The organism is Nocardia anocheti (assembly GCF_029675105.1).
Taxonomy (GTDB): Bacteria; Actinomycetota; Actinomycetes; order Mycobacteriales; family Mycobacteriaceae; genus Nocardia.
This window is the reverse complement of the sequence record NZ_JAQQFV010000009.1, coordinates 140,751-166,792: the sequence shown is the minus strand read 5'-3', so window position 1 is coordinate 166,792 and position 26,042 is coordinate 140,751. Positions and strand designations below refer to the sequence as shown.

Annotated in this window: 23 protein-coding genes; 11 read left to right on the top strand and 12 right to left on the bottom strand. The window is 70.5% G+C overall.

The features are described from left to right. Positions 1-46 precede the first annotated feature (46 nt). Complete coding sequence (locus QC180_RS23700) at positions 47-1,372, bottom strand: ATP-binding protein (protein ID WP_474646528.1); 1,326 nt, start codon at positions 1,370-1,372, stop codon at positions 47-49. Between the two features lie 622 nt (positions 1,373-1,994). Between QC180_RS23700 and QC180_RS23695 the strand changes: the two genes are divergently transcribed. The 5 genes from QC180_RS23695 (at position 1,995) to QC180_RS23675 (ending at position 8,773) form a co-directional block, all read left to right on the top strand. Further along, complete coding sequence (locus tag QC180_RS23695) at positions 1,995-2,621, top strand: MspA family porin (protein WP_278265002.1); 627 nt, start codon at positions 1,995-1,997, stop codon at positions 2,619-2,621. Positions 2,622-2,705: 84 nt separating this feature from the next. Then, positions 2,706-6,554 carry an nSTAND1 domain-containing NTPase gene (locus QC180_RS23690; RefSeq protein WP_278265001.1) on the top strand — a complete coding sequence of 1,283 codons (3,849 nt, stop codon included), beginning with the start codon at positions 2,706-2,708 and terminating at the stop codon, positions 6,552-6,554. A gap of 67 nt (positions 6,555-6,621) precedes the next feature. Next, a complete protein-coding gene (locus tag QC180_RS23685) occupies positions 6,622-8,337 on the top strand; it encodes a PspC domain-containing protein (protein WP_278265000.1) in 1,716 nt (571 codons plus the stop codon). Beyond that, a complete protein-coding gene (locus QC180_RS23680; RefSeq protein WP_278264999.1) occupies positions 8,330-8,533 on the top strand; it encodes a hypothetical protein in 204 nt (67 codons plus the stop codon). Before QC180_RS23685 ends, QC180_RS23680 begins: the two co-directional genes overlap by 8 nt. A 75-nt stretch (positions 8,534-8,608) precedes the next feature. After that, complete coding sequence (locus QC180_RS23675; protein WP_278264998.1) at positions 8,609-8,773, top strand: hypothetical protein; 165 nt, start codon at positions 8,609-8,611, stop codon at positions 8,771-8,773. Positions 8,774-8,830: 57 nt separating this feature from the next. On the opposite strand, the gene guaA is transcribed toward QC180_RS23675, so the two are convergent. Beyond that, positions 8,831-10,405, bottom strand: coding sequence for a glutamine-hydrolyzing GMP synthase (gene guaA, locus QC180_RS23670; RefSeq protein ID WP_474646520.1), 1,575 nt, complete (start codon positions 10,403-10,405; stop codon positions 8,831-8,833). 81 nt (positions 10,406-10,486) lie between these two features. Here guaA and QC180_RS23665 point away from each other — a divergent pair, with 81 nt between their 5' ends. Further along, positions 10,487-11,287: an alpha/beta fold hydrolase gene (locus QC180_RS23665; RefSeq protein WP_278264996.1), complete on the top strand. Its 801-nt coding sequence runs from the start codon at positions 10,487-10,489 to the stop codon at positions 11,285-11,287. Here QC180_RS23665 and QC180_RS23660 read toward each other — a convergent pair. Continuing rightward, entirely contained in the window at positions 11,284-12,438 is a 1,155-nt protein-coding gene (locus QC180_RS23660) for a GuaB3 family IMP dehydrogenase-related protein (RefSeq protein ID WP_278264995.1), read from the bottom strand. The genes QC180_RS23665 and QC180_RS23660 overlap by 4 nt on opposite strands. A gap of 310 nt (positions 12,439-12,748) precedes the next feature. Beyond that, positions 12,749-14,293, bottom strand: a complete 1,545-nt coding sequence (gene guaB / locus QC180_RS23655) for an IMP dehydrogenase (RefSeq protein ID WP_278264994.1) — start codon at positions 14,291-14,293, stop codon at positions 12,749-12,751. A 219-nt stretch (positions 14,294-14,512) separates the two neighbouring features. Here guaB and QC180_RS23650 point away from each other — a divergent pair, with 219 nt between their 5' ends. Then, a complete protein-coding gene (locus tag QC180_RS23650; protein WP_022567296.1) occupies positions 14,513-14,926 on the top strand; it encodes a DUF5319 domain-containing protein in 414 nt (137 codons plus the stop codon). 120 nt (positions 14,927-15,046) lie between these two features. On the opposite strand, the gene QC180_RS23645 is transcribed toward QC180_RS23650, so the two are convergent. The 3 genes from QC180_RS23645 to QC180_RS23635 form a co-directional block, all read right to left on the bottom strand. Beyond that, complete coding sequence (locus tag QC180_RS23645) at positions 15,047-16,168, bottom strand: anti-sigma-D factor RsdA (protein ID WP_278264993.1); 1,122 nt, start codon at positions 16,166-16,168, stop codon at positions 15,047-15,049. Beyond that, on the bottom strand, positions 16,161-16,739 hold the full coding sequence (locus QC180_RS23640; protein WP_278264992.1) for a sigma-70 family RNA polymerase sigma factor: 579 nt from the start codon (positions 16,737-16,739) through the stop codon (positions 16,161-16,163). Before QC180_RS23640 ends, QC180_RS23645 begins: the two co-directional genes overlap by 8 nt. A 157-nt stretch (positions 16,740-16,896) precedes the next feature. Then, entirely contained in the window at positions 16,897-17,640 is a 744-nt protein-coding gene (locus QC180_RS23635; protein WP_278264991.1) for a hypothetical protein, read from the bottom strand. Between the two features lie 712 nt (positions 17,641-18,352). Here QC180_RS23635 and QC180_RS23630 point away from each other — a divergent pair. The 3 genes from QC180_RS23630 to QC180_RS23620 all read left to right on the top strand — a co-directional run bounded on the left by QC180_RS23630 (position 18,353) and on the right by QC180_RS23620 (position 19,639). Continuing rightward, a complete protein-coding gene (locus tag QC180_RS23630; RefSeq protein WP_278264990.1) occupies positions 18,353-18,646 on the top strand; it encodes a WhiB family transcriptional regulator in 294 nt (97 codons plus the stop codon). Between the two features lie 125 nt (positions 18,647-18,771). After that, positions 18,772-19,389 carry a sigma-70 family RNA polymerase sigma factor gene (locus QC180_RS23625; protein ID WP_278264989.1) on the top strand — a complete coding sequence of 206 codons (618 nt, stop codon included), beginning with the start codon at positions 18,772-18,774 and terminating at the stop codon, positions 19,387-19,389. A 1-nt stretch (position 19,390) separates the two neighbouring features. Then, complete coding sequence (locus tag QC180_RS23620; protein WP_278264988.1) at positions 19,391-19,639, top strand: RskA family anti-sigma factor; 249 nt, start codon at positions 19,391-19,393, stop codon at positions 19,637-19,639. A 58-nt stretch (positions 19,640-19,697) separates the two neighbouring features. Here the strand turns inward: QC180_RS23620 and groL are convergent, their stop codons facing one another. Both groL and groES read right to left on the bottom strand, forming a co-directional pair. Next, on the bottom strand, positions 19,698-21,308 hold the full coding sequence (gene groL, locus QC180_RS23615) for a chaperonin GroEL (RefSeq protein ID WP_278264987.1): 1,611 nt from the start codon (positions 21,306-21,308) through the stop codon (positions 19,698-19,700). A gap of 84 nt (positions 21,309-21,392) precedes the next feature. Next, positions 21,393-21,692, bottom strand: a complete 300-nt coding sequence (gene groES / locus QC180_RS23610; protein WP_278264986.1) for a co-chaperone GroES — start codon at positions 21,690-21,692, stop codon at positions 21,393-21,395. Positions 21,693-22,055: 363 nt separating this feature from the next. Here groES and QC180_RS23605 point away from each other — a divergent pair, with 363 nt between their 5' ends. Then, the gene (locus QC180_RS23605; RefSeq protein WP_278264985.1) at positions 22,056-23,609 is read left to right on the top strand and encodes a DUF7159 family protein; all 1,554 of its coding nucleotides are present in this window, start codon (positions 22,056-22,058) and stop codon (positions 23,607-23,609) included. 101 nt (positions 23,610-23,710) lie between these two features. On the opposite strand, the gene tsaD is transcribed toward QC180_RS23605, so the two are convergent. Genes tsaD through tsaB form a run of 3 tightly spaced genes read right to left on the bottom strand, consistent with a single transcriptional unit; the run spans position 23,711 to position 26,014 of the window. Further along, positions 23,711-24,757: a tRNA (adenosine(37)-N6)-threonylcarbamoyltransferase complex transferase subunit TsaD gene (gene tsaD / locus QC180_RS23600; protein WP_278264984.1), complete on the bottom strand. Its 1,047-nt coding sequence runs from the start codon at positions 24,755-24,757 to the stop codon at positions 23,711-23,713. A gap of 40 nt (positions 24,758-24,797) precedes the next feature. Then, entirely contained in the window at positions 24,798-25,292 is a 495-nt protein-coding gene (gene rimI, locus QC180_RS23595; protein ID WP_278265184.1) for a ribosomal protein S18-alanine N-acetyltransferase, read from the bottom strand. A 29-nt stretch (positions 25,293-25,321) separates the two neighbouring features. Then, positions 25,322-26,014: a tRNA (adenosine(37)-N6)-threonylcarbamoyltransferase complex dimerization subunit type 1 TsaB gene (gene tsaB / locus QC180_RS23590; protein WP_278264983.1), complete on the bottom strand. Its 693-nt coding sequence runs from the start codon at positions 26,012-26,014 to the stop codon at positions 25,322-25,324. Positions 26,015-26,042: the final 28 nt, after the last annotated feature.

Genomic DNA, 26,042 nt, shown 5'->3' with positions numbered 1-26,042 from the left:
CCCCTTCCGAACCGGCTCAGCGGCATCGGGTTCCGTGGCGCACGGCTCACGCGTCGGCGGGTGGGTGCGCGGCCACCGGGTCGGGCTCGGTGGCCGCCGTGGGCTCGGCCGGATCGTCGAGGTCGGTGGTGCCCGAGTCCGAGCGCGGCAGCACGATGCGGACCTCGGTGCCGCGCCCGAGGGTCGAGTCGATCTCGGCGGTGCCGCCGCGCCGTTCGATCCTGGCGCGGATCGACTTGGCCAGGCCGCGCCGGTCGTCGGGGACGGCGGCGACGTCGAAACCGCTGCCGCGGTCGCGCACGAAGATGCTCACCTGATGCGGTTCGGTCTCGGCGAACAGGTCGATCTCGGGGACGCCCGCGTGCTTGGCGGCGTTGACCAGTGCCTCGCGGCTGGCGCCGAGCAGGGCGGTGAAGTGTTCCTTGGGCAGTCCGGCGCCGGTGTCGCCGGGGTCCATGGCGACATCGCCGACGGTGACCGGGGTGACCTTCACGCCGTGCTGGTCCTCCACCTCCCCGGCGATGGTGCGCAGCGCGGCGGCCAGGCTGGACTGGGCGGGGGCGGTGTCGTCGAAGAGCCATTTGCGCAGTTCGCGTTCCTGACTGCGGGCCAGGCGCAGCACTTCCTGCGGGTCCTCGGCCTGGCGCTGGATCAGCGCGAGGGTCTGCAGCACCGAATCGTGCAGGTGCGAGGCGATCTCCTCGCGTTCCTCGTTGCGGATGCGGGCGCCGCGTTCGGCGTCGAGGGCGCGCACCATGCGCAGCCACAGCGGCACCGTCAGCAGCCCGGCGCCGATCAGGGTGACCGCCACCGCGATCAGCGCCGAACCGAGCGAGCTCAGATCGATCCGGGCCAGCACCACCACGCCGAGGCCGACCACGATCAGCGTCGCCCCGGCCACGATGCGCGACCACGTCACCACCGACGGCCGCGCGGGCAACCCGAACAGGGCGCGCGGGCCCGGCGCGGCGGCGTCGTATTCGCGCCACACCAGCGCCGCGCCGATCGCTACCACCACGATCGGCGCGATGACCCGCGCCGCGGTGCCCTGGAACAGCCACGACACCGTGGCGGTGAGGCCGAGGCCGAGCAGGGCCAGACCGATCGCCTGCCTGCGCTCGTCGCCGGTGGGCTTGGCCGCGTCGGCGCCACCCGGGGTGAAGATCCACAGCAGCCCGTAGGCCACGAGCCCGGCGCCGACCAGCGCGGACAGCAGCACGAACGCTATCCGCACCTTGAACACGTCGACGCCGAGATGATCGGCCAGCCCGCCCGCGACCCCGCCGACCACCCGGCCACCGTTGCGCCGGACCAGCCGGGGCATCTCGGGCACCGGACGATTCACCGGCGGCGGTCCCGGCACCGGCAGCATCCCGGGCCGATAACCGCGCGGCACGCCATAGCTGGTCGGGTACCCCGGCACGGGGCGATACGCCGCCGCCCGGGGGTACTGCTGCGTCGCGTAGGGCGCCGGGGTGCCGTAGACGACCTGCCCACCGGTGCCCCGCTGCGTCACGGCCCGCCCGATCAGCGCCGAGGGCCAGTTGACCCTCGGGTTCCCACCGAAGCGCGCGGCGCCGGGCCCCTCCGGCGGCACCGCCCCCGGAGCGACGTTCCCGGGGACGCCACGGAACCCGTGGTGCCCTTGGGCGGCCTCGCGGGCGGGAACAGACGGATCCATGCTTTCGATACTGGCACGCGCGAGCGGGTGCCGACATCAGGAAAGTCCCTGATCTGTCCCCCGAGACCGGCGATCCGGCGCTGAGCTGGGACATCGCTGTCCGGTCCGGCCAGAAATTCCTACTGACCTGGACATTCACCGAGCGCGTCCGGGGCGGCGACCGGACCACCGGCGACCGGACCGGAAAACCGTTCACAGCCTTCTCACCTGCGACTCTCAGCCTTTTCGAGGCTCGGCCGCCAACCGGAACCCAGCCCGGATTCCTACCTTGATGTCGGGCCGGAAATCACGGCCGTCACTTCGGGGAGGAACGTTGAACATCATCACCACCGTGCTGGGGTCCGCCGCGATCGCGCTGAGCACTCTGGGAATCACGCCCATGGCCTCGGCCACGCCGATGGCACCGCACGAGACGACCTATCACGGGCCCGACGGCTTCGAGTTGACCATCGGGCACACCGACGAGTCCTACCGGCGGGTGCCCGCGCTCAACGCCATGCCGACCAATCGGGAAGTGTTCCTCGACAACACCGTCTACGTCACCGCGCCCGGCGCGACCGGCGAGGTCAGCTCCGGCTACTTCGTGGCCTGCGCGGTGGACCTGACCCTGACCGTCGGCCTGGACGGCGGCGTCTCGGTCGGGGCCGGGGGTTCGATCGGCTTCGGGTCATCGGGACCGGACGCCTCGGTCGACATCGGTCCGTCGATCTCGGCGGGGATGGATCTGAGCCTGTCGCTGGCGCCGGGCGAGATCGAGAAGATCGACGTCGGCGAGCGGGTGCTGGATCCCGGCACCACCTATCTGGTGAACCGCGACTTCCATCTGATGGTCAACGACTGCGCCGGTCCGCTCAACATCTACTCGTGGGCGACCGTCACGGCCACCTCCGGCTCGGTGACGGCGACCAACTCGGTCTTCGGCGACACCATGTTCCTCTGAGCGCACCGGGCCCCGGCCGCGTGCCGGGGTCCCGGTCGACCAAATATCATTCCCTTCGGTCGTTTTCATCGAACGGGGGGTTCCTTGACCAACATCGATCCTGAGAGTTCCTCACCGCGCGCGGTTTTCGCCCAGCGGTTCACCGAACTCTATGCCGCGGCGGGCAATCCGACCCTGCGGCGCGTCGCCGCGGCCACCGAGCGGCGTATGCGCGGCACCCAGGTGAGCACGCCGTCGGCGCAGCGGATCAGCGACTGGAAGGCAGGGCGCAACGTGCCCGCTCGCTTCGAATCCCTGCTCCCGGTGGTGCTGACCCTGGCCGAGCTGGCGAACAAGGCCCAGCGCGAACTGCCGCGCAGGCTGGCCGACCCGCACGAATGGCGGCGCCTGTGGCAGGAATCGGTGACCTGGACCGCCGCGGCCGGGGCGGGTGACACCTGCCCGTTCCCCGGTCTGCGCGCCTTCAGCGCCGAGGAACGCGCGCTGTTCTTCGGCCGCGAGCAGGCCACCGCCGAGTTCGTCGAGCTGGTCCGCGCCACCACCGGCATCGTGGTGCTGATCGGGGCATCCGGGGCGGGCAAGTCCTCGCTGCTGGCGGCGGGCCTGCGCCCCGCCCTGGAGGTGCCGACGGCCGCGATGACGCCCGGCACCACGCCGACGGCCGCCCTCACCACCGCCCTCGCCGAGGACCCGCGCGTGCTGATCGTCGACCAGTTCGAGGAACTGTTCACCCTCTGCGCCGACGACACCGAACGCACCGACTTCCTGGCCGAACTGGCCGCGCTGACCACCCGCGACGAACATCCGGTCACCGTCGTCGCCGCCCTGCGCGCCGATTTCTACGAACGCTGCCTACACCACCCCGTGCTGCGGGAGAGCTTGCGGCGCAACGACTATCTGCTCGGCCCGATGTCGATGGAAGAGATCTCGCGCGCCGTCACCGGTCCGGCCGCCGCCGCCGGACTGTCCCTCGAGCAGGGCCTCGAGGAACTGGTCCGCACCGAACTGCGCGGGCTCGGCGGCCACATCGGCGCCGACGGCTACGACCCCGGCGCGCTGCCGCTGCTCTCGCACGTGATGGCGGCGACCTGGCAGCAGCGCGAGGGCCGCAAACTCACCGTCGCCGGGTATCGCAAGGCCGGTGGGGTGGCCGGGTCGGTCGCCGAGACGGCCGAGCTGGCCTGGAGCGAGCTCACCCCCGCCCAGCAGGACGCCGCCCACGAACTGCTCGGCGCGCTGGTCACCGTCGGCGAGGACTCGCGCGACACCCGTCGCACCGTCGCCCGGGCCGACCTGCTCGCCCACAGCGGCGATCCCGCCGCCACCGCCGAGGTGCTCGAGATCCTCGCCGCCGCCCGCCTGCTGGCCCTCGACGCCGAGTCCGTGCAGTTCGCGCACGAGATCGTGCTCACCGCCTGGCCCCGGCTGCGCGGATGGATCGAGACCGACCGGGTGGGGCATCTGGTGCGTCAGCGGCTGGAACGCGACGCGGCGGAATGGGACGCGGCCGGACGGGATTCGGGCCTGCTCTACCGGGGCACGCGCCTGGACAACGCCAGCGAGCACACCGGCAAGGCGACGCTCAGCCCGCGCGTGGAGACCTTCCTGCACGCCTCGCGGCGGGCCGCGCGGATCGGCGGGCGGTGGCGGATCGGAGTGGCGGCGGTGGTGCTCGCCCTGCTGGGGACCGGGGTGGTCGCCGTCGACCGGAGCAGGTTGGCCGATCAGCGGACGGCGGATCGGGACTACATCGAACTGGTGGCGGCGGCGCAGCGCAATCGTGCGACGGACCCGTCGTTGTCGGCGCAGTTGCTGTTGGCGGCCTATCGGATGCGGCCGGATGAGGCGACTCGGACGCAGTTGTTGAACAGTCAGGACATGCCGCTGGCCGGTACGGTCGCGGCGCACAGCTGGAGCGTCCAGGAACTCGCACTCCGCGATTCCGACAAGCTCCTCGCCTCGATCGACCAGCGCGGCGAGACCGCCTTCTGGGACCTCGACGAACCCACCCGCCCCCGGCGGATCCCCACCGGCGACCGGTTCCCCGCCGACGAACTGGTATTCGTTCCCGGCAGTTCCGACGCGATCACCCAGGGTGCGGGTGGAGTCCAGATCTGGGACCTCGCCGACCCGCGATCACCTCGACTGTCGCACACGCTCGACCTCGTCCAGGGGCAGTCCATCGCGGTGGACCCGACCGGAACACTGCTGGCCGTCGCCGACGGCTTCGGGCTCACACTCTGGGACATCAGCGACCGGTCCCGGCCGACTCGGACGTTCACCAGCGCGATGGCAGGCGACATCCACCGCGTCCAGTTCGCCGCGCGGGGCGCGATGCTGGTGGTCGGGACCGTCACCGCGCAGCCCGACGAACCCGACACGGTCCAGCTGTGGAACATCCGGAATCGGGCGAACGCGAGCCCGGCCGGACCGCCGATGTCCGCGCCCGCGGGTCACGTCCTCCACGAATTCGCGCTCAGCCCGGACGCCACCCTGCTGGCCGTAGCGAGCAGCGAGGTACAGAAGACCGCCAGTTCCCCGTCGAGCCGAGTCCACCTCTGGCAGCTCGCTGATCCGACGCACCCACAGGTGCAGGAGACACCCATCCGGGTCGACAACGAGGTGGTCTCCGCGCTGTCGTTCAGCCACGACGGCAACCTGCTGGCCGTCGGCTCCGCCCGCGCCGGACAGCTGTGGAGTGTCACCGCCCCGGCACGGCCGGTCCCCGCCGGTCCCGCCCTGTCGGTGAACCCGACCACGTGCTCGATCGCGCGGGTCGCGCCCTGTCGCGGCGGCCCGAACTCGCTGCTGTTCCTGCCGGACGAACCGATCGTGTTCGGTGGGAGCGCCGACGGTCTGCTTCGAGGCTGGTCGCTCCCGCTCACGACGGTGGACACCGTGTCGGGGACATCGGTGACGGGGATGCCGGTCTTCGATCGGCTCGGCGACCGGATGGCGATCCTGACGATCACCGGTGATGTGGTGGTCTGGGATACCAGCGGCAGCGTCCCCGTCCGGCTGACCACGGTCGCGGGTGGTCCGACCTGGCTGGCACCCGCGCTCAGCACCGACGGCCGCACCCTGTCGGTCCACGACCGAGCCGGTGACCGGCGGCTGGTGTTCGACCTCACCGATCCCCGGATTCCCCGGCCGTTGCCGCCGTGGCCCACCACCGGCGCGAGCTATTCGACGGTCCGTGGGAACCGGATGCTGGTCGTCTCCGAAGAATCGGTGCGACTGTGGGACATCACCGACCGCTCCGCGCCCACCCCGACCGGTCCCCCGATCACGGCGCCCATCGGGCGCCTCTACTCCGGCACGCTCAGCCCCGACGGCACCCGAGCCTCACTGATCTACTACGAGCAGGGCGACAACTGGACATCACACGTCGTCCGCCAGATCTGGGCACTGGACGAGCCCCGGCACCCGCGCCTGGTCGCACAGTCCGACGTCGACGGCAACGATCCCTTCCAGCCCGCGGAGTTCCTTCCCGACAACCGAACCCTCGCCAACGCCCGGACCGACGAATTCGTCCTGTGGGACACCGACACACCCGATACCTTCACCCCACTCGTCGATTCCACGCGCTCGGAGATCGCACCGCTGTCCTCGGTGTCGGCCACGACCGACGGCCGCACGGTCGCCGTCTCGGGGCTCGACGGGACGACCGGCCTGTGGGATATCACCGACCTCCACGCACCACGCCGTCGCGGCGGCGCGATCGGACCGTCCGACGGGCGAAGTCGCCAGGTGATCCTGCATCCCCGCGGCGAGCAGTTGATCATGGTCACCGACGACGGCCAGGTCGGCGTGTGGGAGCTCGACGCCGAGCGGGTGGCCGAACGGATATGCGCGCGGACCTCGGGGGTGCTCACCCAGGCCCTCTGGCGGGGGCAGGTGCCCAATGTCGAATATCGGCCGCCGTGTTCCTGAGACCCGGGGCAATTCTCAGGGTTCACCCCGATGTGCGAAAGGGCTGGTCGGGCCCACCATGGAGGACATGACCAGAGCGAGCTTCGGCGACCAGATCCAGCAGATGTGGCACACGCGGCCCGTCCGGCTGCCGCAGCAGGGGCCGATCGCGGGCGTGGCGGCGGGGTTCGGGCTGCGCTACGGCGTCGACCCGGTACTGCTGCGGGTGGCCTTCGTGGTGTCGACGATCTTCGGCGGGGCGGGCATCGTGCTCTATCTGCTGGCCTGGCTGGTGCTCAGTTCGGCGGGCAACGAGGCGTCGGCGGCGCAGGCGCTGTCGGAGCACCATTCGCACGGCTCGCACGCGCAGACCAAGACGATCGTGCTGATCGTCGCGCTGGTCATCGCGGTGTCGACCATGGGCCCGATCGGGTTCGGCATGGGTGGTTCCGGGGTGCTCAGCATGGGCCTGATGCTCGCGGGCTGGTGGATGCTCTACCTGCGGCATCCGCAACTCCCCGCCGGATTCGACGCCTACCGATCCGTCCCCCCCGCCCCCTACCCGGCCGCGGGCTACCCGACCGGCGCCCCGCTCGGCGGCTACCCCTACCGCCCGGATGTGGCGACCGGGATGTACACGCCGTACACCAAACTCCCCGACACCTACGTCCCCGAGGCCGCCGCGAACGAGTCCGCACCGCTGCTCCGGGTCGAGCACACGGAAACCGTCGTCCTGCACAAGGACTCCCCCACAGCGGATTCCGAGACCGTCGAATCACCCAGCGTCGCAACCACTTCTGCGCCGTCAGACCTGAATATCGGCGAGGAACCCGTAACGCCACCGGGCGAAACCATCGACTCCACCCCGGATTCGACGACTACACCGTCGGACACGAAGCCGAGCACCCCTCCCGAATCACTCAGCACCGCAGCCGATTCACGTCCAGCCGACATCGCAGACCCGGCCGAGGTATCGGAGCAGGACAGGGCCGCGAGCGGTGACGTCCCGGTCGACCTCGGTAAGCGCGACACAGAACCGGCGCAATCAGAGAATCCCGAATCCGACGGCCCCACTACGGTTCTGCGCAAGGAATCCCCCACCCCCCGGCTCGCCGCGCAGGTCCCCCGGGGCTGGGATCCGCTGGCCATCGCCCCGCTCGCCTGGGAGCTGCCCGAGCCAGCGCCGAGGGGGTACGCGCCGGTGGTGCCGGTGCCGCCCGCGCCCAAACGGCCGCGCTCCCGGCTCACCCCGGTCACCATCGGTCTGGCCATCCTGGCCGCCGCCGTCGCCGGGTCCGCCGCGGCGTCCGGCGCGGAGTGGATGACCCCGGCGCGAATCGCCGCCGTCGCACTGGCGGTGGTGGGGCTCGGGCTCATCGTCGGCGCGTTCCTGCGCCGGGGGTACGGGTTGCTGGTGCTCGCCGCGCCGCTGGCCGGATTCGTGCTACTGGCCTCGCTGATCGGGCCGATCGAGTTCGACGGGGCCACCATGGGCGAACGCACCTGGGCGCCCACCTCGGTCACCGAGCTCGAGCCGAGCTACGCGGTGAATATGGGTTCGGGCACACTGGATCTGCGGGGCATGACGCTCACCGAGAACCGGAGCGTCGAGGTCTCGGTGAACATGGGCGAGGCAATCGTGCTGCTGCCCGAGGCGATGGCGGTGCGGACGACCTGTGAGGTCCGGGCCGGTGACGCCTCCAGCTGTGTCGACGGGCTGTCCGGGCCCCAGATCCCGAACGCACCGGTCCTCGACCTGAAGGTCGACGTGCGGATGGGCAGTGCGGAGGTGCATCGTGGCTGAACCGACCGAAACCCGGCGCCGACCGGCCTTCTCCCTGCTGTGCACGGGCCTGCTGGCCCTGGCCGTGAGCATCTGGGCCCTGCTCGGCGCACCCACCCCCGACAACGGCGTCCTGCCCATCGGTTGGGGCGTGGTGATCGCCGCCAGCGTCCTCGGCCTGCTGCTGGTGCTCTCCCCCCGACGCAAACAACACTGACCGAGCGACCACCGACCCATGACCCGACAATGGCCCGTCTCCCCGACGGGCCATTGCTGTTGGAGGACAACGGTAATGACCCATCCCCGCCCGACCCCCGCCAGTCCGCTCGCCCACCTCGTCACCGACGCGGGAAACCGACCGGTTACCGGCGGTCTGTCGCTGGGCAGGCTGCTGCTCGCCCACAGTCACGGCAGACCCGTACCCGCACAACCGGATTCGGACCAGGGCGCCGCCTGACCCGGAAACCACGGAGGCGGTGCCGACCCGCTGGTCGGCACCGCCTCCGCGATCAATCTATTCCCACTCGATGGTGCCCGGGGGCTTGCTCGTCACGTCGAGCACCACGCGGTTGACATCGGCCACCTCGTTGGTGATGCGGGTGGAGATGCGTTCGAGCACCTCGTAGGGCAGGCGCGTCCAGTCCGCGGTCATCGCGTCCTCGCTGGAGACCGGGCGCAGCACGATCGGGTGACCGTAGGTGCGGCCGTCGCCCTGCACACCGACCGAGCGGACGTCGGCCAGCAGCACCACGGGGCACTGCCAGATCTGCTTGTCCAGGTCGGCGGCGGTGAGTTCCTCGCGGGCGATGGCGTCGGCCTGGCGCAGCAGGTCGAGGCGGTCGGCGGTCACCTCGCCGACGATGCGGATGGCGAGGCCGGGGCCCGGGAAGGGCTGGCGGGCAACGATTTCCTCGGGCAGGCCCAGTTCGCGGCCGACGGCGCGGACCTCGTCCTTGAACAGCAGGCGCAGCGGCTCGACCAGGTCGAACTCGAGGTCGTCGGGCAGGCCGCCGACATTGTGGTGGCTCTTGATGTTGGCGGTGCCGGTGCCGCCGCCGGACTCGACCACATCGGGGTAGAGGGTGCCCTGCACCAGGAACTCGACCTTGGGCGCGGTGCCGTCGCCCTGTTCGAGCACGATGCCCGAGACCGCGTCCTCGAAGGAGCGGATGAACTCGCGACCGATGATCTTGCGCTTCTCCTCCGGGTCGGAGACGCCCTTCAGTTCGCCGAGGAACTTGTCGACCGCGTCGACGGTGACCAGCTTGGCGCCGGTCGCGGCGACGAAGTCCTGCTGGACCTGCTCGCGCTCACCGGCGCGCAGCAGACCGTGGTCGACGAACACACAGGTGAGCCGGTCGCCGATGGCGCGCTGTACCAGCGCGGCGGCGACGGCGGAGTCGACACCGCCGGACAGACCGCAGATCGCGTGGCCGTCGCCGATCTGCTCGCGCACGCTGGCGATCAGCGATTCGGCGATATTGGCGGGGGTCCACTGCGGCGGGATACCGGCCAGGTCGTGCAGGAAGCGGCTGAGCACCTGCTGGCCGTGCGGGGAGTGCAGCACCTCGGGGTGGTACTGGACACCGGCCAGGCGACGCGCGCGGTCCTCGAACGCGGCGACCGGGGCACCGGCGGTGGTGCCGGTGACCTCGAAGCCGGAGGGGGCGTCGGTGACGGCGTCGCCGTGGCTCATCCACACCGGCTGGATGGTCGGCAGGCCGCCGTGCAGCACGCCACCGTCGATATTGAGCTCGGTGCGGCCGTATTCGCGGGTGCCGGTGTGGGCGACGGTGCCGCCCAGGGCCTGCGCCATGGCCTGGAATCCGTAGCAGATGCCGAAGACGGGCACGTCCAGCTCGAAGAGCCGGGCGTCGAGTTGCGGTGCGCCCTCGGCGTACACGCTCGACGGACCACCCGACAGGATGACGGCCAGCGGCTGCTTCTCGGCGATCTCCTCGACCGTCATGGTGTGCGGAACGACCTCGGAGAACACCCGCGCCTCGCGCACCCGACGGGCGATCAGCTGGGCGTACTGTGCGCCGAAGTCGACAACGAGGACCGGTCTCTGAGTTTCTGCCACCCGCACAGTTTAGTGACGGCGTGCGACCACCGAGCTGGCGGGCCATTCCTTGCGCACGGGCCGGTGGGGCTGGCTATCCTCGTGCACGTGCCATTCGCCCGCGCGATCGATGCCGACATCTACTACGAGGACAGCGGTGGCACGGGACCGGTGGTGTTGCTGGCCCACGAATTCTTCATGGACCGCACGATGTTCGCCTCGCAGCAGGCCGCGCTGGCACCGGAATTCCGCATCGTCGCCTGGGACGCGCGCGGGCACGGACGCACCAAGGACCAGCGGCTGCCGTTCACCTATTGGACCGCCGCGCGCGACGCGCTGACCGTCCTGGACACCCTCGGGGTGGAACGCGCCGTCGTCGGCGGCACCGCGCAGGGTGGGTTCACCGCGCTGCGCACCGCGCTGGTCGCGCCCGAACGTGTCGCCGCGCTCATCCTGATCAGCACCGAGGCGCACGGACCCACCCGTGAGCAGTCCCGCGCCACCCAGCGCTTCCTCGACGAATGGCACGACCGCGGCTCCCGTGCCGAGGCGGCGGGCAGGCTCGCCGACTGGCTGATCGGCGACGACGACTGGTATCGCGGCATCTGGACGCGTCGCTGGGTCGGCGACGCCCACAACGGCCTCGACGCCGCCGTGGGCTGCCTGCTCGGGCGCGATTCGGTGCTCGACCGGCTGCGCGAGATCACCTGCCCCGCGCTGATCATCCACGCCACCCACAGCGGCATCACCGGTGCCAGGGCGCGCACGCTGGCCGACGGGCTCACCGCCTCCACCTACGTGGAGATCGATGGCGCCCGGCTGGCCGTCACGATGACGCACCCGGAACCGGTGAACACCGCGATCGCCCGGTTCCTGCGGGACCGGGTCTCGCTGAGCCCCGCCCGCTAGCGGACGCTGAGCCCGACCTTCTGGAACTCCTTGAGGTCGGAGTAGCCCGCCTTGGCCATCGACCGGCGCAGGCCGCCGACCAGGTTCAGCGAACCGAACGGGTCGTCGGAGGGGCCGTAGAGCACGCGCTCGAGGCTCGGGCGCGCGGCGGCGCCGTCGGGGCCGTCCAGCCAGGACTCGTCGACCGGCAGGAACGAGCCGCGCGGCACCGAGGGATGCGCGGTGGCCGAGGGCCAGTACCAGCCGCGACCGGGCGCCTCGGCGGCGGCCGAGAGCGGCACGCCCAGCATCACGGCGTCGGCGCCGCAGGCGATGGCCTTGGCCAGCTGGCCGGAGGTGGCCACGTCACCGTCGGCGATGACGTGCACGTAGCGGCCGCCGGTCTCGTCGAGGTAGTCGCGGCGCGCGGCGGCGGCGTCGGCGATGGCGGTGGCCATGGGCACGCCGATGCCGAGCACCTCACCGGTGGTGGTGGCGCCGGGGAACGAGCCGTAGCCCACGATGACGCCCGCCGCGCCGGTGCGCATCAGGTGCAGCGCGGTGCGGTGGTCGCTGACGCCACCGGCCACGACCGGCACGTCCAGCTCGGCGATGAAGGTCTTGAGGTTGAGCGGCTCGCCGTCGCCCACGTGCTCGGCGGAGATGATGGTGCCCTGCACCACCAGCAGGTCCACGCCCGCCTGCACCAGCGCGGGAGTCAGGGCGCGCGCGTTCTGCGGGCTCACCCGCACGGCGGTGGTGACCCCGGCCGCACGCACCTCGGCGACGGCGGCGGCCAGCAGATCGGGCTGCATCGGCGCGGCGTGCAGTTCCTGCAGCAGCGAGATGGCCTTTTCGTAACCCCCCTTGTCGACCAGATCGATGAGCTGGTCGATCTTGGACTGCACGTCGGCGTGCCGGGCCCACAGGCCCTCGCCGTTGATCACGCCCAGACCACCGCGGCGGCCCAGCTCGATGGCGAACTGCGGGGAGACGAGCGCGTCGGTGGGGTGCGCGAGCACCGGGATCTCGAAGCGGTAGGCGTCGAGCTGCCAGGCCAGCGAGACCTGCTTGGACGAGCGAGTCCGCCGCGAGGGGACGATGTCGACGTCGTCGAGCTCATAGGTCCGCCGAGCGACCCTACCCATACCGATTTCCACCATGTCACGCACAGTTACGCTCTGCTTTCTGCGCGCTGGCGCGCGCGTGTTCGCGGCCCCGAGGGGTCGCCGGTCAGTCACCGCGGCTTGCTCCTGCGTCGCCTACGCCGCGGCGCCTGACCGGCGACCCGGCCGCGAACCGGCCACTGCGTGGCCGCCGCTCCTCGAGGTCGCGGGTGCGGGGGGACGTTGGTTTCGAAGGTCACCTCTTCGGTCAGCCTTCGCTGTTGCCCCGTGGACCGCAAGCGCAGGCAGGCCGCGAGTCGTCCACGTGACTGTGCGCCGGAGGTTGCCCTCCGGCGCACAAACGCACCTATTGTACTCAGCCGCGCCCGGTGTAGTTCGGGGCCTCGACGGTCATGGTGATGTCGTGCGGGTGGCTCTCCTTGAGGCCCGCGGCGGTGATCTGCACGAACTGGGCGTTCTGCAAGTGCTCGATGTTCTGCGAGCCGGTGTAGCCCATGGCCGCGCGCAGGCCGCCGACGAGCTGGTGGATCACCTGGTTGACCGGGCCGCGGAACGGGACGCGGCCTTCGATGCCCTCGGGGACGAGCTTGTCCTCGGCGAGCACGTCGTCCTGGAAGTAGCGGTCCTTGGAGTAGGACTTGGCCTGGCCGCGACCCTGCATGGCGCCGAGGGAGCCCATGCCGCGGTAGCTCTTGAACTGCTTGCCGTTGACCAGGATCAGGTCGCCGGGGGCCTCGGCGGTGCCCGCGAGCAGCGAGCCGAGCATGACGGTGGAGGCACCGGCGGCGATGGCCTTGGCCACGTCACCGGAGTACTGCACACCACCGTCGGCGATCACCGGCACCCCGGCGGGCTTGCACGCCGCCACGGCCTCGAGGATCGCGGTGATCTGCGGCGCGCCGACACCGGCGACGACGCGGGTGGTGCAGATGGAGCCGGGACCGACACCCACCTTGACAGCGTCCACGCCCGCCTCGACGAGCGCCGCGGCGCCCGCGCGGGTGGCGACATTGCCGCCGACGATCTGGATGCGGTCGCCGACCTCGGCCTTGACCTTGGACACCATCTGCAGCACCTGCGACTGGTGGCCGTGCGCGGTGTCGACGATCAGCACGTCGACCCCGGCGTCGGCCAGCGTCATCGCGCGCGACCAGGAGTCCTCGCCGACGCCGATCGCGGCACCGACCAGCAGGCGGCCGTCGCGGTCCTTGGTGGCGTTGGGGTACTGATCGGTCTTGACGAAGTCCTTGACGGTGATCAGGCCGCGCAGGCGACCGTTGCCGTCGACGATCGGCAGCTTCTCGATCTTGTGGCGGCGCAGCAGACCGAGCGCGGCCTCGGCGGTGACGCCCTCCTGGGCGGTGATCAGCGGCGCCTTGGTCATCACCTCGTCGACGCGGCGGTCCTGGTCGACCTCGAACCGCATGTCGCGGTTGGTGATGATGCCGACCAGCGCGCCGGTCTCGTCCACCACGGGCAGGCCCGAGATGCGGAAGCGCGCGCACATGGCGTCGACCTCGGCGAGGGTGTCGGTGGGACGACAGGTGACCGGGTCGGTCACCATGCCCGCCTCGGAGCGCTTGACCGTCTCCACCTGGGCGGCCTGATCGGCACCCGAGAGGTTGCGGTGCAGCACGCCCATGCCGCCCGCGCGGGCCATGGCGATGGCCATGCGCGCCTCGGTGACGGTGTCCATCGCCGAACTCACCAGCGGGGTGCGCAGGGTGATGTCGCGGGTGAGCCTGCTCGAGGTCTCGACAGAACTGGGGATGAGATCCGAGGCCGCGGGCAGCAGCAGCACGTCGTCGAACGTGAGGCCCAGCATGGCGATCTTGGTCGGATCGTCGCCACCCGTCGGAGGGCGCACCGCGATTCGTTCGCCCGGCACGGGATTACTCATTCGGATCGACCCCTCCTGGTCGTCGGAGCCACCGACGCTGGAGATGCAACGCGACGACAGCTGGAACGGGAACACGTGGATGGTCGGTGAGAACAAAGTCGCCGACGCCTGCATTCCATGGTATCCGGCGGGTAATTCGCGCTGCGAAGTGAGCCCTTCCGCAAAACTTGCCCGGTGCATCGCTGGCGCAGACCACCGAGTACTGCGTACCGTGGGGATGTGCGTGACCATCTACCACCTGGCCTGCCGCCGGATCCCTTCGCCGGAGACCCCTCCGACCCGTCCGCCGCGCTCGATGCGATCGAGCCCGGTGAGCCGCTGGATCCTCATGAGCGCCTCGCGGTCGAGGAAGATCTCGCCGACCTCGCCGTCTACGAAGCCCTGCTGGCCCATCGCGGGATCCGCGGGCTCGTCGTGAGCTGTGAGGATTGTAGGCAAGATCACTACCACGACTGGGACATGCTGCGGGCGAACCTGCTGCAGCTACTCGTCGACGGCACCGTCCGTCCGCACGAGCCCGCCTACGATCCCACCCCCGAGGCGTACGTCACGTGGGACTACTGCCGAGGCTACGCGGACGCGTCCATGAACGAGGCGTTCCACGGCGACGGATTCGACGGCTTCGACAACTGAGCAGCCGCCCCGCGGCATCGCTCCCCCGCTCCGGTCACGCGTGCGCGGGGGACGATGCGCCGGGCACCCGGACACACGAGAAAGGCCCCGAACCACTGGTTCGGGGCCTTTCTCGTGTGCTCAGGAAACCGGGACCGAGGGCGGCGGCACCGGCAGATTGGTCACCGCGGGCGGTGTCTGCAGGGTCGGCGGCACCGTGGGCGGCAACGGCTTCGAGGTCGGGACCACGGTGGGCACCGTGACCGGCGGCTCGACGATGGTCGTCTGCGGGTTGGTCGTCGCCGGGGCGGTCGGCTCGACCGTGACCGGTGGCGGGGTGGTCACCGGGGGCTGCGTCGTCTCGACCGGCGGAACGACCGGCTTGGTCTCCGGGCCGGGCGTCTGCATGATCACCGGCGGCTCCGGATCGGTGGTGCCGGGTTCCGGGGAGGTACCCGGACCGGTCGGCGCGACCGGGGCCGTGGTGGCCGGGTTGGGCGAGGGTTGCGGCTGCGCCGGGGACGGTGAGGTCGGCTTGGTCTCGCCGGGGCTCGACGGCATCGTGGGCGGCAGTTGCGCGCCGATCTCCGGGGCCATCCGGACCAGCTGATCACGCAGCACGTTCCAGAGCGCGATCATCTCGTCGCGCTTGGCCTTGTCGTCGATCTGGCCCGCGGTGGCCGAAGCCTGCTCGAGCCGGGCCCGCGCCTGTTCCGGATTGCCCGCGTCCAGCAGGCTCTGCGCGGCGACCAGGTCGTCACCGGCGTACTTCACGACCGTCGACTGGGCCTGCTCGCTGAACACGACCTCCTTGACCCGCCACAGCGGATCACCGGGAGCGGCGTTGTAGGAGAACGCCGTGATACCGCCGAAGACCACGGCCAGCGCCGCGGCGGCTCCGAGGAGCGGGCGTACCAGACGTAGACGTCCGCGCGAGGATGCACCGACTCGAACCTGCCGCGCGCCGATCTCCTGGTTGACCGCCGCGAAGACGGTGTCCAGATCAGGGCCCGCGGGCATCGGCTCGGCCAACAGGTCGGCCCGCCAATCCGCGAGCAGCGACGCCAGCTGGAACTCCTCGGGGCTGTCGGTACGCACCGGTCCGTCGCTCGCGATCGCGTCGATCAGCGCGTCGTCGCTGCGCACCGCCGCGATGTCGACCGGACCGGAATCACCGGCTTCCTCGGCGGCTGAGGGACCGCTGTCGTGCGACCCACGCCAAACCTTCCGGTCGCCTCGACCGCGCTCGCCATCCCTAGCCATACATTTCACCTGCCCTCGCCACTTGTGACTTCAGTTTCGCGAGTGCCCTGTGCTGGGCTACTCGTATCGCCCCCGCCGTGCTGCCCACAGCGGTCGCGGTTTCTTCTGCCGACAGACCCATGACCAAGCGCAGGATCAGGATTTCCCGATGTTTCTCGGGGAGCGTGGCCAGCAGAGTGTTCATCTGCCTGCTCGTCTCCGAGTCGAGAGCTCGCTGCTCCGGTCCCTGGTCGGTGGATATGACATCTGGTACTTCGGCCATCGCCTCCGCCTTGTTACGGGCGGCGTTGCGGTGGGCGTCGGCGACCTTGTGCGAAGCGATGCCGTACACGAAGGCCATGAAGGGCCGACCCTGATCCTGATAGCGGGGCAGGGCGGTCATCACAGCCAGACAGACCTCTTGCGCAACATCATCCGCGGAGAGCTGGCCGCGCTCCGCGGCACCGATCCGAGCACGGCAGTAGCGAACCACCAACGGCCGGATCAGTTCCAGTACCTGAGCTAAAGCGGCCCTGTCGCCCTGCGCAGCCGCAGCGACGGCGAGGTCCAACTCTTCGCCCATATGCGTCATCGTCAGAGATTTTCCTGGCGTTACGAGTGGCGCGGTCAGATGTGACCGAGCTTCCACCGAAGTGGCGGAACGGAACTAACAATAGCGACCCTTCGATCGCTCGCCAGCCACCCTGCACCCTTCTGCGAAACCTCTCAGCAAGATCACCGGCGACCGATCAGCGAGTCGGCAGGATGAAATCCCCGCCGAGCTCGCGGATTCGTGCCGCATGATCAGCGGCTTCGGCCGCGGCGGCCGCCGCGACGGCCGGTTCGGCGACACCGGCGCGCAGCATCGCGCAGGCCCAACGCAGGGGCAGCAGGCCGTGGGCGGCGCAGTCGCGGTCGACCCGCGCGGCCTGCTCCGCCGCGGCGGCGAGGTCACCGGAGGCGGCGGTGGAGGCGGCGAGCAGCAGGGCCGACTTCACCCGGTGCCGCACCGAGGGCAGCGCGTCGGCGAGGTCGACGGCCCGCGCGGCGTCGCGGAGCGCGGGAGCGGCGGCGCCCCCGGCGAGCGCGGTCTCGGCGCGCACCCAGTGCCAGCGCACCTCCGCGCGCGGCGGCGCGTCGGCGAGCAGGGGTTCGACGCGGCCGAGCAGGCGGTGGGCCAGGGCGAGTCTGCCGGTGCCGAGCGCGTCGGCGGCAAGGCCGGTATACGCGTCGGCCAGTGCCTCGGCGCGGGCGGAGCCGGTGGCGCCGAGCGCGAGGGTGGCGGCCCGGCCGTCGAAGGCGGCGGCCGCGGCGTGTCCACCGAGTTGGCGCAGCAGCGAGCCGCGGGTGCTCTCGACCAGCGAGCGCAGGCCGGGGTCGAGGGGGACGCGCGCGAGCCGCTGGAGTTCGGCCCTGGCCGCGGCGTAGTGTCCCCGCGCGCCGAGCGCGACGGCGCGGTGCCAGCGCGCGAGCGGGTCGGGCGGATCCGGCAACTCCGCAGCGGCGCGACCGGGAGTGGCCCCGAAAGCTGTCGCAGCGAGTATTTCGGATCCGATATCCCCGGGTGAAGCCGTTGTCCGCACGCCGAGACTCTAGCCGCCACCCCCGGCCGGGCGTTCCCGTGATATGCCACGACGGCCGCCGATCAGCAACCGGTCAGCTTTTCTTTCGCGGTGCGATGTTGCCATCAGGTAAATCTCCGCCGGTGGCCGCCGCTACCGCAAAGTCTCGAATTCACATGCGTTTCGCGCAATTAACCTCGGCGCCCCGTTTCGGCCATGTCGGCGGACCCCGCGCGGCGACCCCACTGTGACTCGAGCCACTGGCCGCCGCCGTGCCGTCACGGGCCGAACCCGGCCCTGACCGGCACGACCTGGGGAAACGTCAGATTTCGCGGCCCGCCGAGCGCGACCGATCCATAGCCAACCGAACAGTATGGACGGAGTGAGTGTGAAATGTAAACAGTGCGCAGGTTAAATTTCAGCGATGCCGATTTGTGGAACCAATGCGCCGAACTATTGACGGAAATTCCCGCGTGCACCTAACGTAGCTCACCGTCACGGTAGGCGCCGCGCGAAATTGCAGCGACCCACGCCGGGTGACACCGTCAGGCACCGTCGAGCAGACCACCGCCGAGGTGGCACCGAGACCTGCCGCACCACTCGCTCGACAACGCTGACGAGCTCGCACCACAAGGAGTTCACCATGCCCATGCCCACTCACCTTCCCGGCCCGAACGCCGACGTCTGGGATTGGCAGATGCGAGGCTCGTGCCGCGGCCAGGACTCCGCCGTCTTCTTCCATCCCGACGGCGAACGGGGCCGCGCCCGCACCGCGCGCGAGATGCGCGCCAAGGAGATCTGCCGGGCCTGCCCGGTGCTCATGCAGTGCCGCGCGCACGCCCTCAAAGTCAGCGAGCCCTACGGCATCTGGGGCGGGATGTCGGAGACCGAACGCGAGATGCACGCGCGCCGCAACCGGCGTCGTATGGCCGTCTAGATACTTCGGCAAATCAACTCCCATCCGCCCGGCCCGGCGCGCCGAATCTCTAGCAAACAGCTGGCACGCGTTCAAAGGCACCCCGGGCGAAGGGAGGTCATAGCCGCGGGCTAGATTCGTGACCGATGACACAGAATGGGTTCCGAAGCGAAGCCTTCCCACCGAGCGTGGATTCTGCGGTTACCGCACGCGCGGCCGAAGGAGTCGAGCTAGCTGCACTGTTGGAACGATGCGGCCTTGCCGACCAGCAAGCGTTCGCCGAACTGTACGACCGGACGTCGGCGCGCGTCTTCGGCCTTGTCCTGAGGGTGCTCCACGACCCCGGGTACGCGGAGGAGACCACGCAGGAGGTCTATCTCCAGATCTGGCGCACCGCAACGAGTTTCGACCCCACGAAGGGGTCGGCGGTGACCTGGCTGATGACGCTGGCGCACCGGCGCGCGGTCGATCGGGTCCGTGCCGAACAAGCCCACACCCAGCGCGAAGTCGCCTACGGGATCCGGGTCCTCGGCAACGAATTCGACGAGGTCACCGAGGAGGTGGAACGCAGACTCGAACAACAGGCCGTCCAGCGCGGGCTCTCGACTTTGACCGAGACCCAACGCGAGGCGATCTCGCTCGCCTACTACGGCGGGCGGACCTACGCGGAGGTGGCACAGTACCTCGGCATAGGGTTACCGACCGTTAAGTCCCGAATTCGGGACGGATTGACACGACTGAAGAAAAGTTTGGGGGTGACGTGAGATGAACGAAGCCCAGATCGATCTCGCGCACACCGTCGCGCTCGGATTGATCGACGACGAAGACCATCACGCGATCCAGACCATCATCGATACCGACGACCCGGCACTCTGTACCGAGTTCCTGCGCGAGGTCCGCGACACCCGCGGCACCCTCGCGCTCCTCGCCGAACTCACCGCCACCGCCCCACCCCCGACCCTGCGCACGCGTTTACTCACCGCGCTGGCCGAGGAACCCCCGGTAGCCAGCTAGCCGCGTACGAGAAAGGCCCCCAGACCATCCGGTCCAGGGGCCTTCGTCGTCAGCTCACTCAGTGGGCGTGACCGTGGTGGCCGTGGTCGTCTTCTTCCTCGACCGGCTTCTCCACGATGGCGCTCTCGGTGGTGAGGATCATCCGCGCGACCGAGGCGGCGTTCACCACGGCGGAGCGGGTCACCTTGACCGGGTCGACGACACCGTCGGTGAGCAGGTCACCGTAGGTGAGGGTGGCGGCGTTGAAGCCGTCCTTGCCCTCGGCGACCTTGCTGACCACCACGGCGCCGTCGAGGCCCGCGTTGGTGGCGATCCAGAACAGCGGCGCCTCGAGGCCCTTGCGGACCACCTCGACGCCGACGGCCTGGTCACCGGTCAGCGAATCGCGCAGCTCGACCAGCGCGGTCGCGGCCTGCACCAGCGCCGAACCACCGCCGGGCACGATGCCCTCCTCGACCGCGGCCTTGGCCGCCGCCACCGCGTCGTCGACGCGGTACTTGCGCTCCTTGAGCGCGGTCTCGGTGGCCGCGCCGACCTTGATCACCGCGACGCCACCGGCCAGCTTGGCCAGGCGCTCCTCGAGCTTCTCGCGGTCCCAGTCGGAGTCGGTGGCCTCGATCTCGCGACGCAGCTGCGCGCCGCGCGCGGCGATGTCGTCCTCGGTGCCCGCGCCGTCGATGAGCACGGTCTCGTCCTTGGTGACGACGACGCGACGCGCCTGACCGAGCTGCTCGATGGTGGCCTCGCGCAGCGTGATCCCCAGATCCGGGTTGATCACGGTGCCACCGGTGACCACGGCCAGGTCGTCGAGGAACGCCTTGCGACGGTCACCGAAGAACGGCGCCTTGACCGCGACGGCCTTGATCGTCTTGCGGATGGAGTTGACCACCAGGGTCGACAGCGCCTCGCCCTCGACGTCCTCGGCGATGATCAGCACGGCCTTGCCGGACTCGGCGATCTTCTCCAGCAGCGGCAGCAGATCGGGCAGCGAGCTGATCTTGTCGCGGTGCAGCAGGATGTAGGCGTCCTCGAGGACGGCCTGCTGGGTCTCCGGGTCGGTCTGGAAGTAGGGCGAGAGGTAGCCCTTGTCGAACTGCACGCCCTCGGTGATGACGAGCTCGGTGTGGGTGGTCGAGGACTCCTCGACGGTGACCACGCCGTCCTTGCCGACGGTGGTCAGGGCCTTGCCGACCATCTCGCCGATCTCCTCGTCACGCGAGGAGACGGTGGCGACCTGGGCGATGGCCTGCTCGCCGGAGACCGGGGTGGCCGCGGCCAGCAGCACCTCCGACACCTTCTCGGCGGCCAGCGCGATGCCCTGACCGAGCGAGATCGGGTTGGCACCGGCGGCGACGTTCTTCAGACCGCCGCGCACCAGCGCCTGGGCCAGCACGGTGGCGGTGGTGGTGCCGTCACCGGCGACGTCGTTGGTCTTGGTGGCGACGCTCTTGACGAGCTGGGCGCCGAGGTTCTCGAAGGGGTCCTCGAGGTCGATGTCACGCGCGATGGTGACACCGTCGTTGGTCACGGTCGGGCCACCGAAGGCCTTGGCCAGCACCACGTGGCGACCACGCGGGCCGAGGGTCACCTTGACGGCGTCGGCCAGCTTGTCGACACCGCGTTCGAGCGCCCGACGAGCCTTCTCGTCGAACTCGATCTGCTTGGGCATAGGGAAATTCGCTCCTGTGTGAGAACGCGATCCGCCCCGGGTCGGTTGACGACGCCGGGGCGGAACGCGAATGCGGCGTTGGCCTTACTTGGTGACGACGGCCAGGATGTCGCGAGCCGAGAGGATGAGGTACTCCCCACCCTGGTACTTGATCTCGGTGCCGCCGTACTTGCTGTAGATGACGACGTCGCCTTCCTTGACGTCGACGGGGACGCGGTCACCCTTGTCGGTGATCCGGCCCTCGCCGACGGCGATGACGGTGCCCTCCTGCGGCTTCTCCTTGGCCGTGTCCGGGATGACCAGGCCGGAGGCCGTCGTCGTCTCGGCCTCGTTGGCCTGGACGAGGATCTTGTCCTCGAGCGGCTTGATGTTCACGCTCGCCACGTTGAGCCCTCCACTTTCAGGGGAATTCGGTCGTCCGGGACTGGTGCCCCGGACCGGGTTTCGGTCAGCTTGCGACTCTGCGCATCAGCCCCGTCGTCGCGGGTGCCGGGACCCCTGCCCAGTAGTCGGCGTGGCACAAGTACAGCTACACAGTGCCGACTAGCACTCTATATGTGAGAGTGCCAGCGCTCAAGGCCGGGTTCTGCCAATGTCGCATTTTCGACACGCCCACACTCGCCAGTGATCTTCACATCGGTTGCAACAATCTGTAACGTTCGCATAACAGGCTGTGACAGAGTATGCATAACGTTCCATTCGAGATGGTCGGCCACTGCGGAACCATCCGCTCGAAGGGAGGTGAACATGCGAACATCCCTCGGCATCTCGGCCGGGAACGAGGTGGTGTGCTCCGCACTGGTCGCCACCGGACCATCCGGCGAACAGCACTTCGACTACCGCGTCGTCTCCGCCGACGCGGCCCATTCCGATCTCGGCGACCTGGTGTCGTCCTCGATCGAGTTGATGACCACCCAGTTACCGGTCTCGGAGACGGCCGGTCTCATCGGCGAACCGCTCGGGCGCTACTCCTCGGGCGTGCACCGGCGTGCCGAGTCGACCCGCACCCGTCCGCCGACCAGCGTCGCCGTGGCCTACCGCAACAAGGAACAGGCCCAAGCGATCCGGGCCGCCACCACCCGGCGCCGCGATCTGCGCCTGGTCCCCGAGGGCACCGCCGCGCTGTCCTACTTACGCGAGACCGGCCTGCTCGACCGCTACGCCACCGTCGCCGTGATCGACCTCGGCGCCACCGGACTCAGCGTCACCGTGGCCGACTACGCCGACGGCTCAGTGCTGCACAGCGAGCGCACGCCCACGCTGTCGGGCAACGCCATCGACGAGCTCATCTACCACCACCTCGTCGACCTGCACTACGCCCGGCGCGGGGCCAGGCCCAACCGCGCCACCCTCACCAATCGCGGCCGCGCGGCCAAGGAACACCTCTCGATCGCGCCCGCGGTGACCATCGACCACGTGGCTGGTCAGCCGCTCAAACTCACCCGCTCCGATTTCGAGGAGCTCATCGGCGGGCTGCTGCGCAATATCGTGCTGTTCTCCGCGTCGGTGTTCAGCCGGGCGCCCAAGTACCCGGAGGCGGTCGCGGTGATCGGCGGCTGCGCCAACATCCCCGCGGTGGTCGACACCCTCAGCGCCCGCCTGGACATGCCGGTGCTCACGGTCCCCGACCCGGAGGCCGTGATCGCCAAGGGCGCCGCGCTGGTCGCCGACGCGGCGGCACCGTCGGCCTTACCCGCGGCCTTACAGGGCGCCTCGCTGACCGATGTGCCCAGCGGCACCGTCACCAAGGTGGTCGGCACCCTGGCGGGCGCGGTCGTGGTGGTCGGCCTGGTGATCGGCTACGGCGTGCAGGCCATCGCGCCGGACAGCACCGATGTCACCCCGGCGGGTACCAGCAGCTCCGTGCGCCAGTCTCCGCCGTCGCCGGTGCCAGCGCCCGTCCCCAGCCCGCAGGACGAGGGGAGCACCGACCGGCCCGGCACCGCGCCCGTACCGCCGGTCACCGGCACGCCCGGCACCACGGCGCCCACCACCACGGTGCCCGCGCCGACCACGGCCCCGTCGACCCCCGGTCCGTCCGGTGCGCCGTCGAGCACCGCGCCCACCCTGCGCCCCGACCCGAACCTGCCGCAGATCCCCTACCCGGAGTCCCCGCTGGGCCCGATCGACAGCGGCTCGTCCCGCCCCGGCCAGCAGCGACCCTCCACACCCAACACTCAGTCGCCCGCCCGGAGCGTCCTCCCGATCCCGCCCGAGGTGGCACCCAGCGGGGTCGTACCCAGCGAGGTAGTACCCCGCGAGGCCGTACCGAGCGAGCCGATCCTGCAGACAGTCGGCTGAGCGACTCTCGGCGACGCCGACCGATCGCACCCGGCCCTCGACGAGCCGATGTCCCGGCGACGATCGAGAAGCCGATACCGGCGAGGCCACGCCGATCCGTGTCAGCCGCGCAGCGCGCTCACCGACACCGGTAGACCCGGATCGGTCGCCACCGTCAGCTCGGCGGGCTCGGCGCCCGCCGCGATCACATGCGCGCCCAGCGCCGCGATCATCACCCCGTTGTCCGTGCACAGCCGCGGCTTCGGCACGCGCAGCGTGAGACCCGCCGCCGCGCAACGCTCTTCGGCCAGCGAGCGGATGCGGGAATTGGCCGTGGCGCCACCGCCGAGCACGATCGTGTCGACACCCTCGTCGGTGGCCGCGCGGACCGCCTTCATGGTGAGCACATCGGCGACCGCCTCCTGGAAGGACGCGGCGATATCCGGAATCGGCAGCTGATCAGCGGTGATGCCCTGGCGCTGCGCGGCCTCGACGTAGCGGGCGACCGCGGTCTTGAGGCCGGAGAAGGAGAAGTCGTAGCGGGCGTCGCGCGGGCCGGTCATGCCGCGCGGGAAGGCGATGGCGTTCGGGTCGCCGTCGCGGGCGGCCGCGTCGAGGAAGGGGCCGCCGGGGTAGCCGAGACCGAGCAGGCGGGCGACCTTGTCGAAGGCCTCGCCCGCGGCGTCGTCGACGGTGCTGCCGAGTTCGGTGATCGGCGCACCCAGATCGGTGACCCGCAGCAGGTGGGTGTGCCCGCCGGAGACCAGCAGCGCCACCGCGGGCGGCAGCGGGCCGTGCTCGAGGGTGTCCACGGCGACGTGGCCACCGAGGTGGTTGAGCGCGTAGAACGGCACGTCCCAGGCCGCCGCGTACGCCTTGGCCGCCGCCACCCCGACCAGCAGCGCACCGGCCAGGCCGGGTCCGATGGTGACGGCGAGCGCGTCGGGCTTGCTGACCCCGGCCGCGGCCAGCGCCCGGCGCATGGCGGGCACGATCGCCTCGAGATGCGCCCGCGAGGCGATCTCGGGCACCACGCCGCCGAAGCGCGCGTGCTGGTCGACGCTGGAGGCCACCTCGTCGGCGAGCAGCTCGAGCGACCCGTCGGGGTGGCGCCGGACGATACCGACTCCCGTTTCGTCGCAGGAGCTCTCGATACCCATGACGATCACGCCGACGCCTCGTTCCGCTGTCCTCGCACTGCCGATCCGGTCACGACAGCACCTCGTCCTGCCGTCCGCGCGCGGCCCATTCGTCGGCCGCGGCCGTGAGTTCCGGGCGGCGCATCGTGTACGCGTCGGCGCCGCTGGGGTGGTAGTAGTTCTTGCGCAGGCCGATGATGTGGAAGCCGTGCTTGGCGTAGAGCGCGATGGCGGGCGCGTTGTCGGTGCGGACCTCCAGGAACACCGGGCCGCCGCGTTCGGCCGCGGTCGCCAGCAGCGCCTCCAGCAGCAGGGTGCCGATGCCGCCCCGATGACACCCCGGGTCGACGCCGATGGTGTGCACCTCGGCCTCGGGATGGGCGGCGTCACCGAGCAGCGCGATGCCCGCGTAGCCGACCATGGCGCCGGTCGCGTCGCGCGCGGTGATGTAGCGGTTGTGCGCGGCGGCCAGCTCGGAGCGGAACGAGACGGCCTGCCACGGGTCGTCCTCGGGGAACAGCAGGTGTTCGAGTTCGACGCAGCGATCGATGTCGTGCACCGTCATCGGCTGGATCCGGAACTCGGACACGGCGCTCACGCCCCGGTCCGGTCGAGGGTGCGGAAGGCGTTCTCCACCGCGTCGGGCCTGCGCAGATACAGCGGTACCAGCGCCTCGGGCGCGGTCCCGGCCAGCAGCGCCTCGGCCGCCACGGTGACCAGCCCGGCGGGCGAGGGGGTCTCCACGGGCAGCACCGGCAGATCGAAGTAGTCCACGTGCGCGGCCGACCCGGCGACCACGCCCGCCTCGGGCACCGGCACGTCGACCGGCTTGCCCACCTCGGGCCCGGCCACACGCGCCCCGTCCAGATACCGCGCCCAGTACACCTCGCGCCGACGCGCGTCGGTCACCACCAGCAGCTCGCCCCGGCCACGCTGCTCGTCCGCGGCGTCGGCGGCGATGGCGTCGAGACTGCACACCCCGTGCACCGGCAGGCCCAGCGCGTCACCGAAGGCGGCGGCGGTGGCCATGCCCACCCGGAGCCCGGTGAACGGCCCCGGCCCGATACCGACGACGACCGCGTCCAGCTCGGCGCGGCTCACCCCCGCTTCGGCCAGGCATTCCAGGATCTGCGGGGTGAGGACCTCGGCGTGGGCGCGCGCGTCGACCTTCACGCGGGCGGACAGCGTCGCCACGGCGGGCCGGGTGTCCGCGTCGGCGGCAGGTGACAGGTGCACCAATCCCGCTGTAACGGCGGGTGTCGCGGTGTCGACTGCTAGTACGAGCATGATTGTCTCAACAATACCGGGTGGTATC

What these genes read in the sequence shown, in the direction of transcription:
- QC180_RS23645 (WP_278264993.1), bottom strand. Translation starts at nt 16,168, where the DNA reads ATGGCTAGGGATGGCGAGCGCGGTCGAGGCGACCGGAAGGTTTGGCGT.
- QC180_RS23685 (WP_278265000.1), top strand. Translation starts at nt 6,622, where the DNA reads ATGACCAGAGCGAGCTTCGGCGACCAGATCCAGCAGATGTGGCACACG.
- QC180_RS23630 (WP_278264990.1), top strand. Translation starts at nt 18,353, where the DNA reads ATGCCCATGCCCACTCACCTTCCCGGCCCGAACGCCGACGTCTGGGAT.
- QC180_RS23625 (WP_278264989.1), top strand. Translation starts at nt 18,772, where the DNA reads ATGACACAGAATGGGTTCCGAAGCGAAGCCTTCCCACCGAGCGTGGAT.
- QC180_RS23605 (WP_278264985.1), top strand. Translation starts at nt 22,056, where the DNA reads ATGCGAACATCCCTCGGCATCTCGGCCGGGAACGAGGTGGTGTGCTCC.
- QC180_RS23675 (WP_278264998.1), top strand. Translation starts at nt 8,609, where the DNA reads ATGACCCATCCCCGCCCGACCCCCGCCAGTCCGCTCGCCCACCTCGTC.
- tsaB (WP_278264983.1), bottom strand. Translation starts at nt 26,014, where the DNA reads ATGCTCGTACTAGCAGTCGACACCGCGACACCCGCCGTTACAGCGGGA.
- guaB (WP_278264994.1), bottom strand. Translation starts at nt 14,293, where the DNA reads ATGAGTAATCCCGTGCCGGGCGAACGAATCGCGGTGCGCCCTCCGACG.
- QC180_RS23620 (WP_278264988.1), top strand. Translation starts at nt 19,391, where the DNA reads ATGAACGAAGCCCAGATCGATCTCGCGCACACCGTCGCGCTCGGATTG.
- rimI (WP_278265184.1), bottom strand. Translation starts at nt 25,292, where the DNA reads ATGACGGTGCACGACATCGATCGCTGCGTCGAACTCGAACACCTGCTG.
- groL (WP_278264987.1), bottom strand. Translation starts at nt 21,308, where the DNA reads ATGCCCAAGCAGATCGAGTTCGACGAGAAGGCTCGTCGGGCGCTCGAA.
- QC180_RS23700 (WP_474646528.1), bottom strand. Translation starts at nt 1,372, where the DNA reads ATGCTGCCGGTGCCGGGACCGCCGCCGGTGAATCGTCCGGTGCCCGAG.
- QC180_RS23640 (WP_278264992.1), bottom strand. Translation starts at nt 16,739, where the DNA reads ATGACGCATATGGGCGAAGAGTTGGACCTCGCCGTCGCTGCGGCTGCG.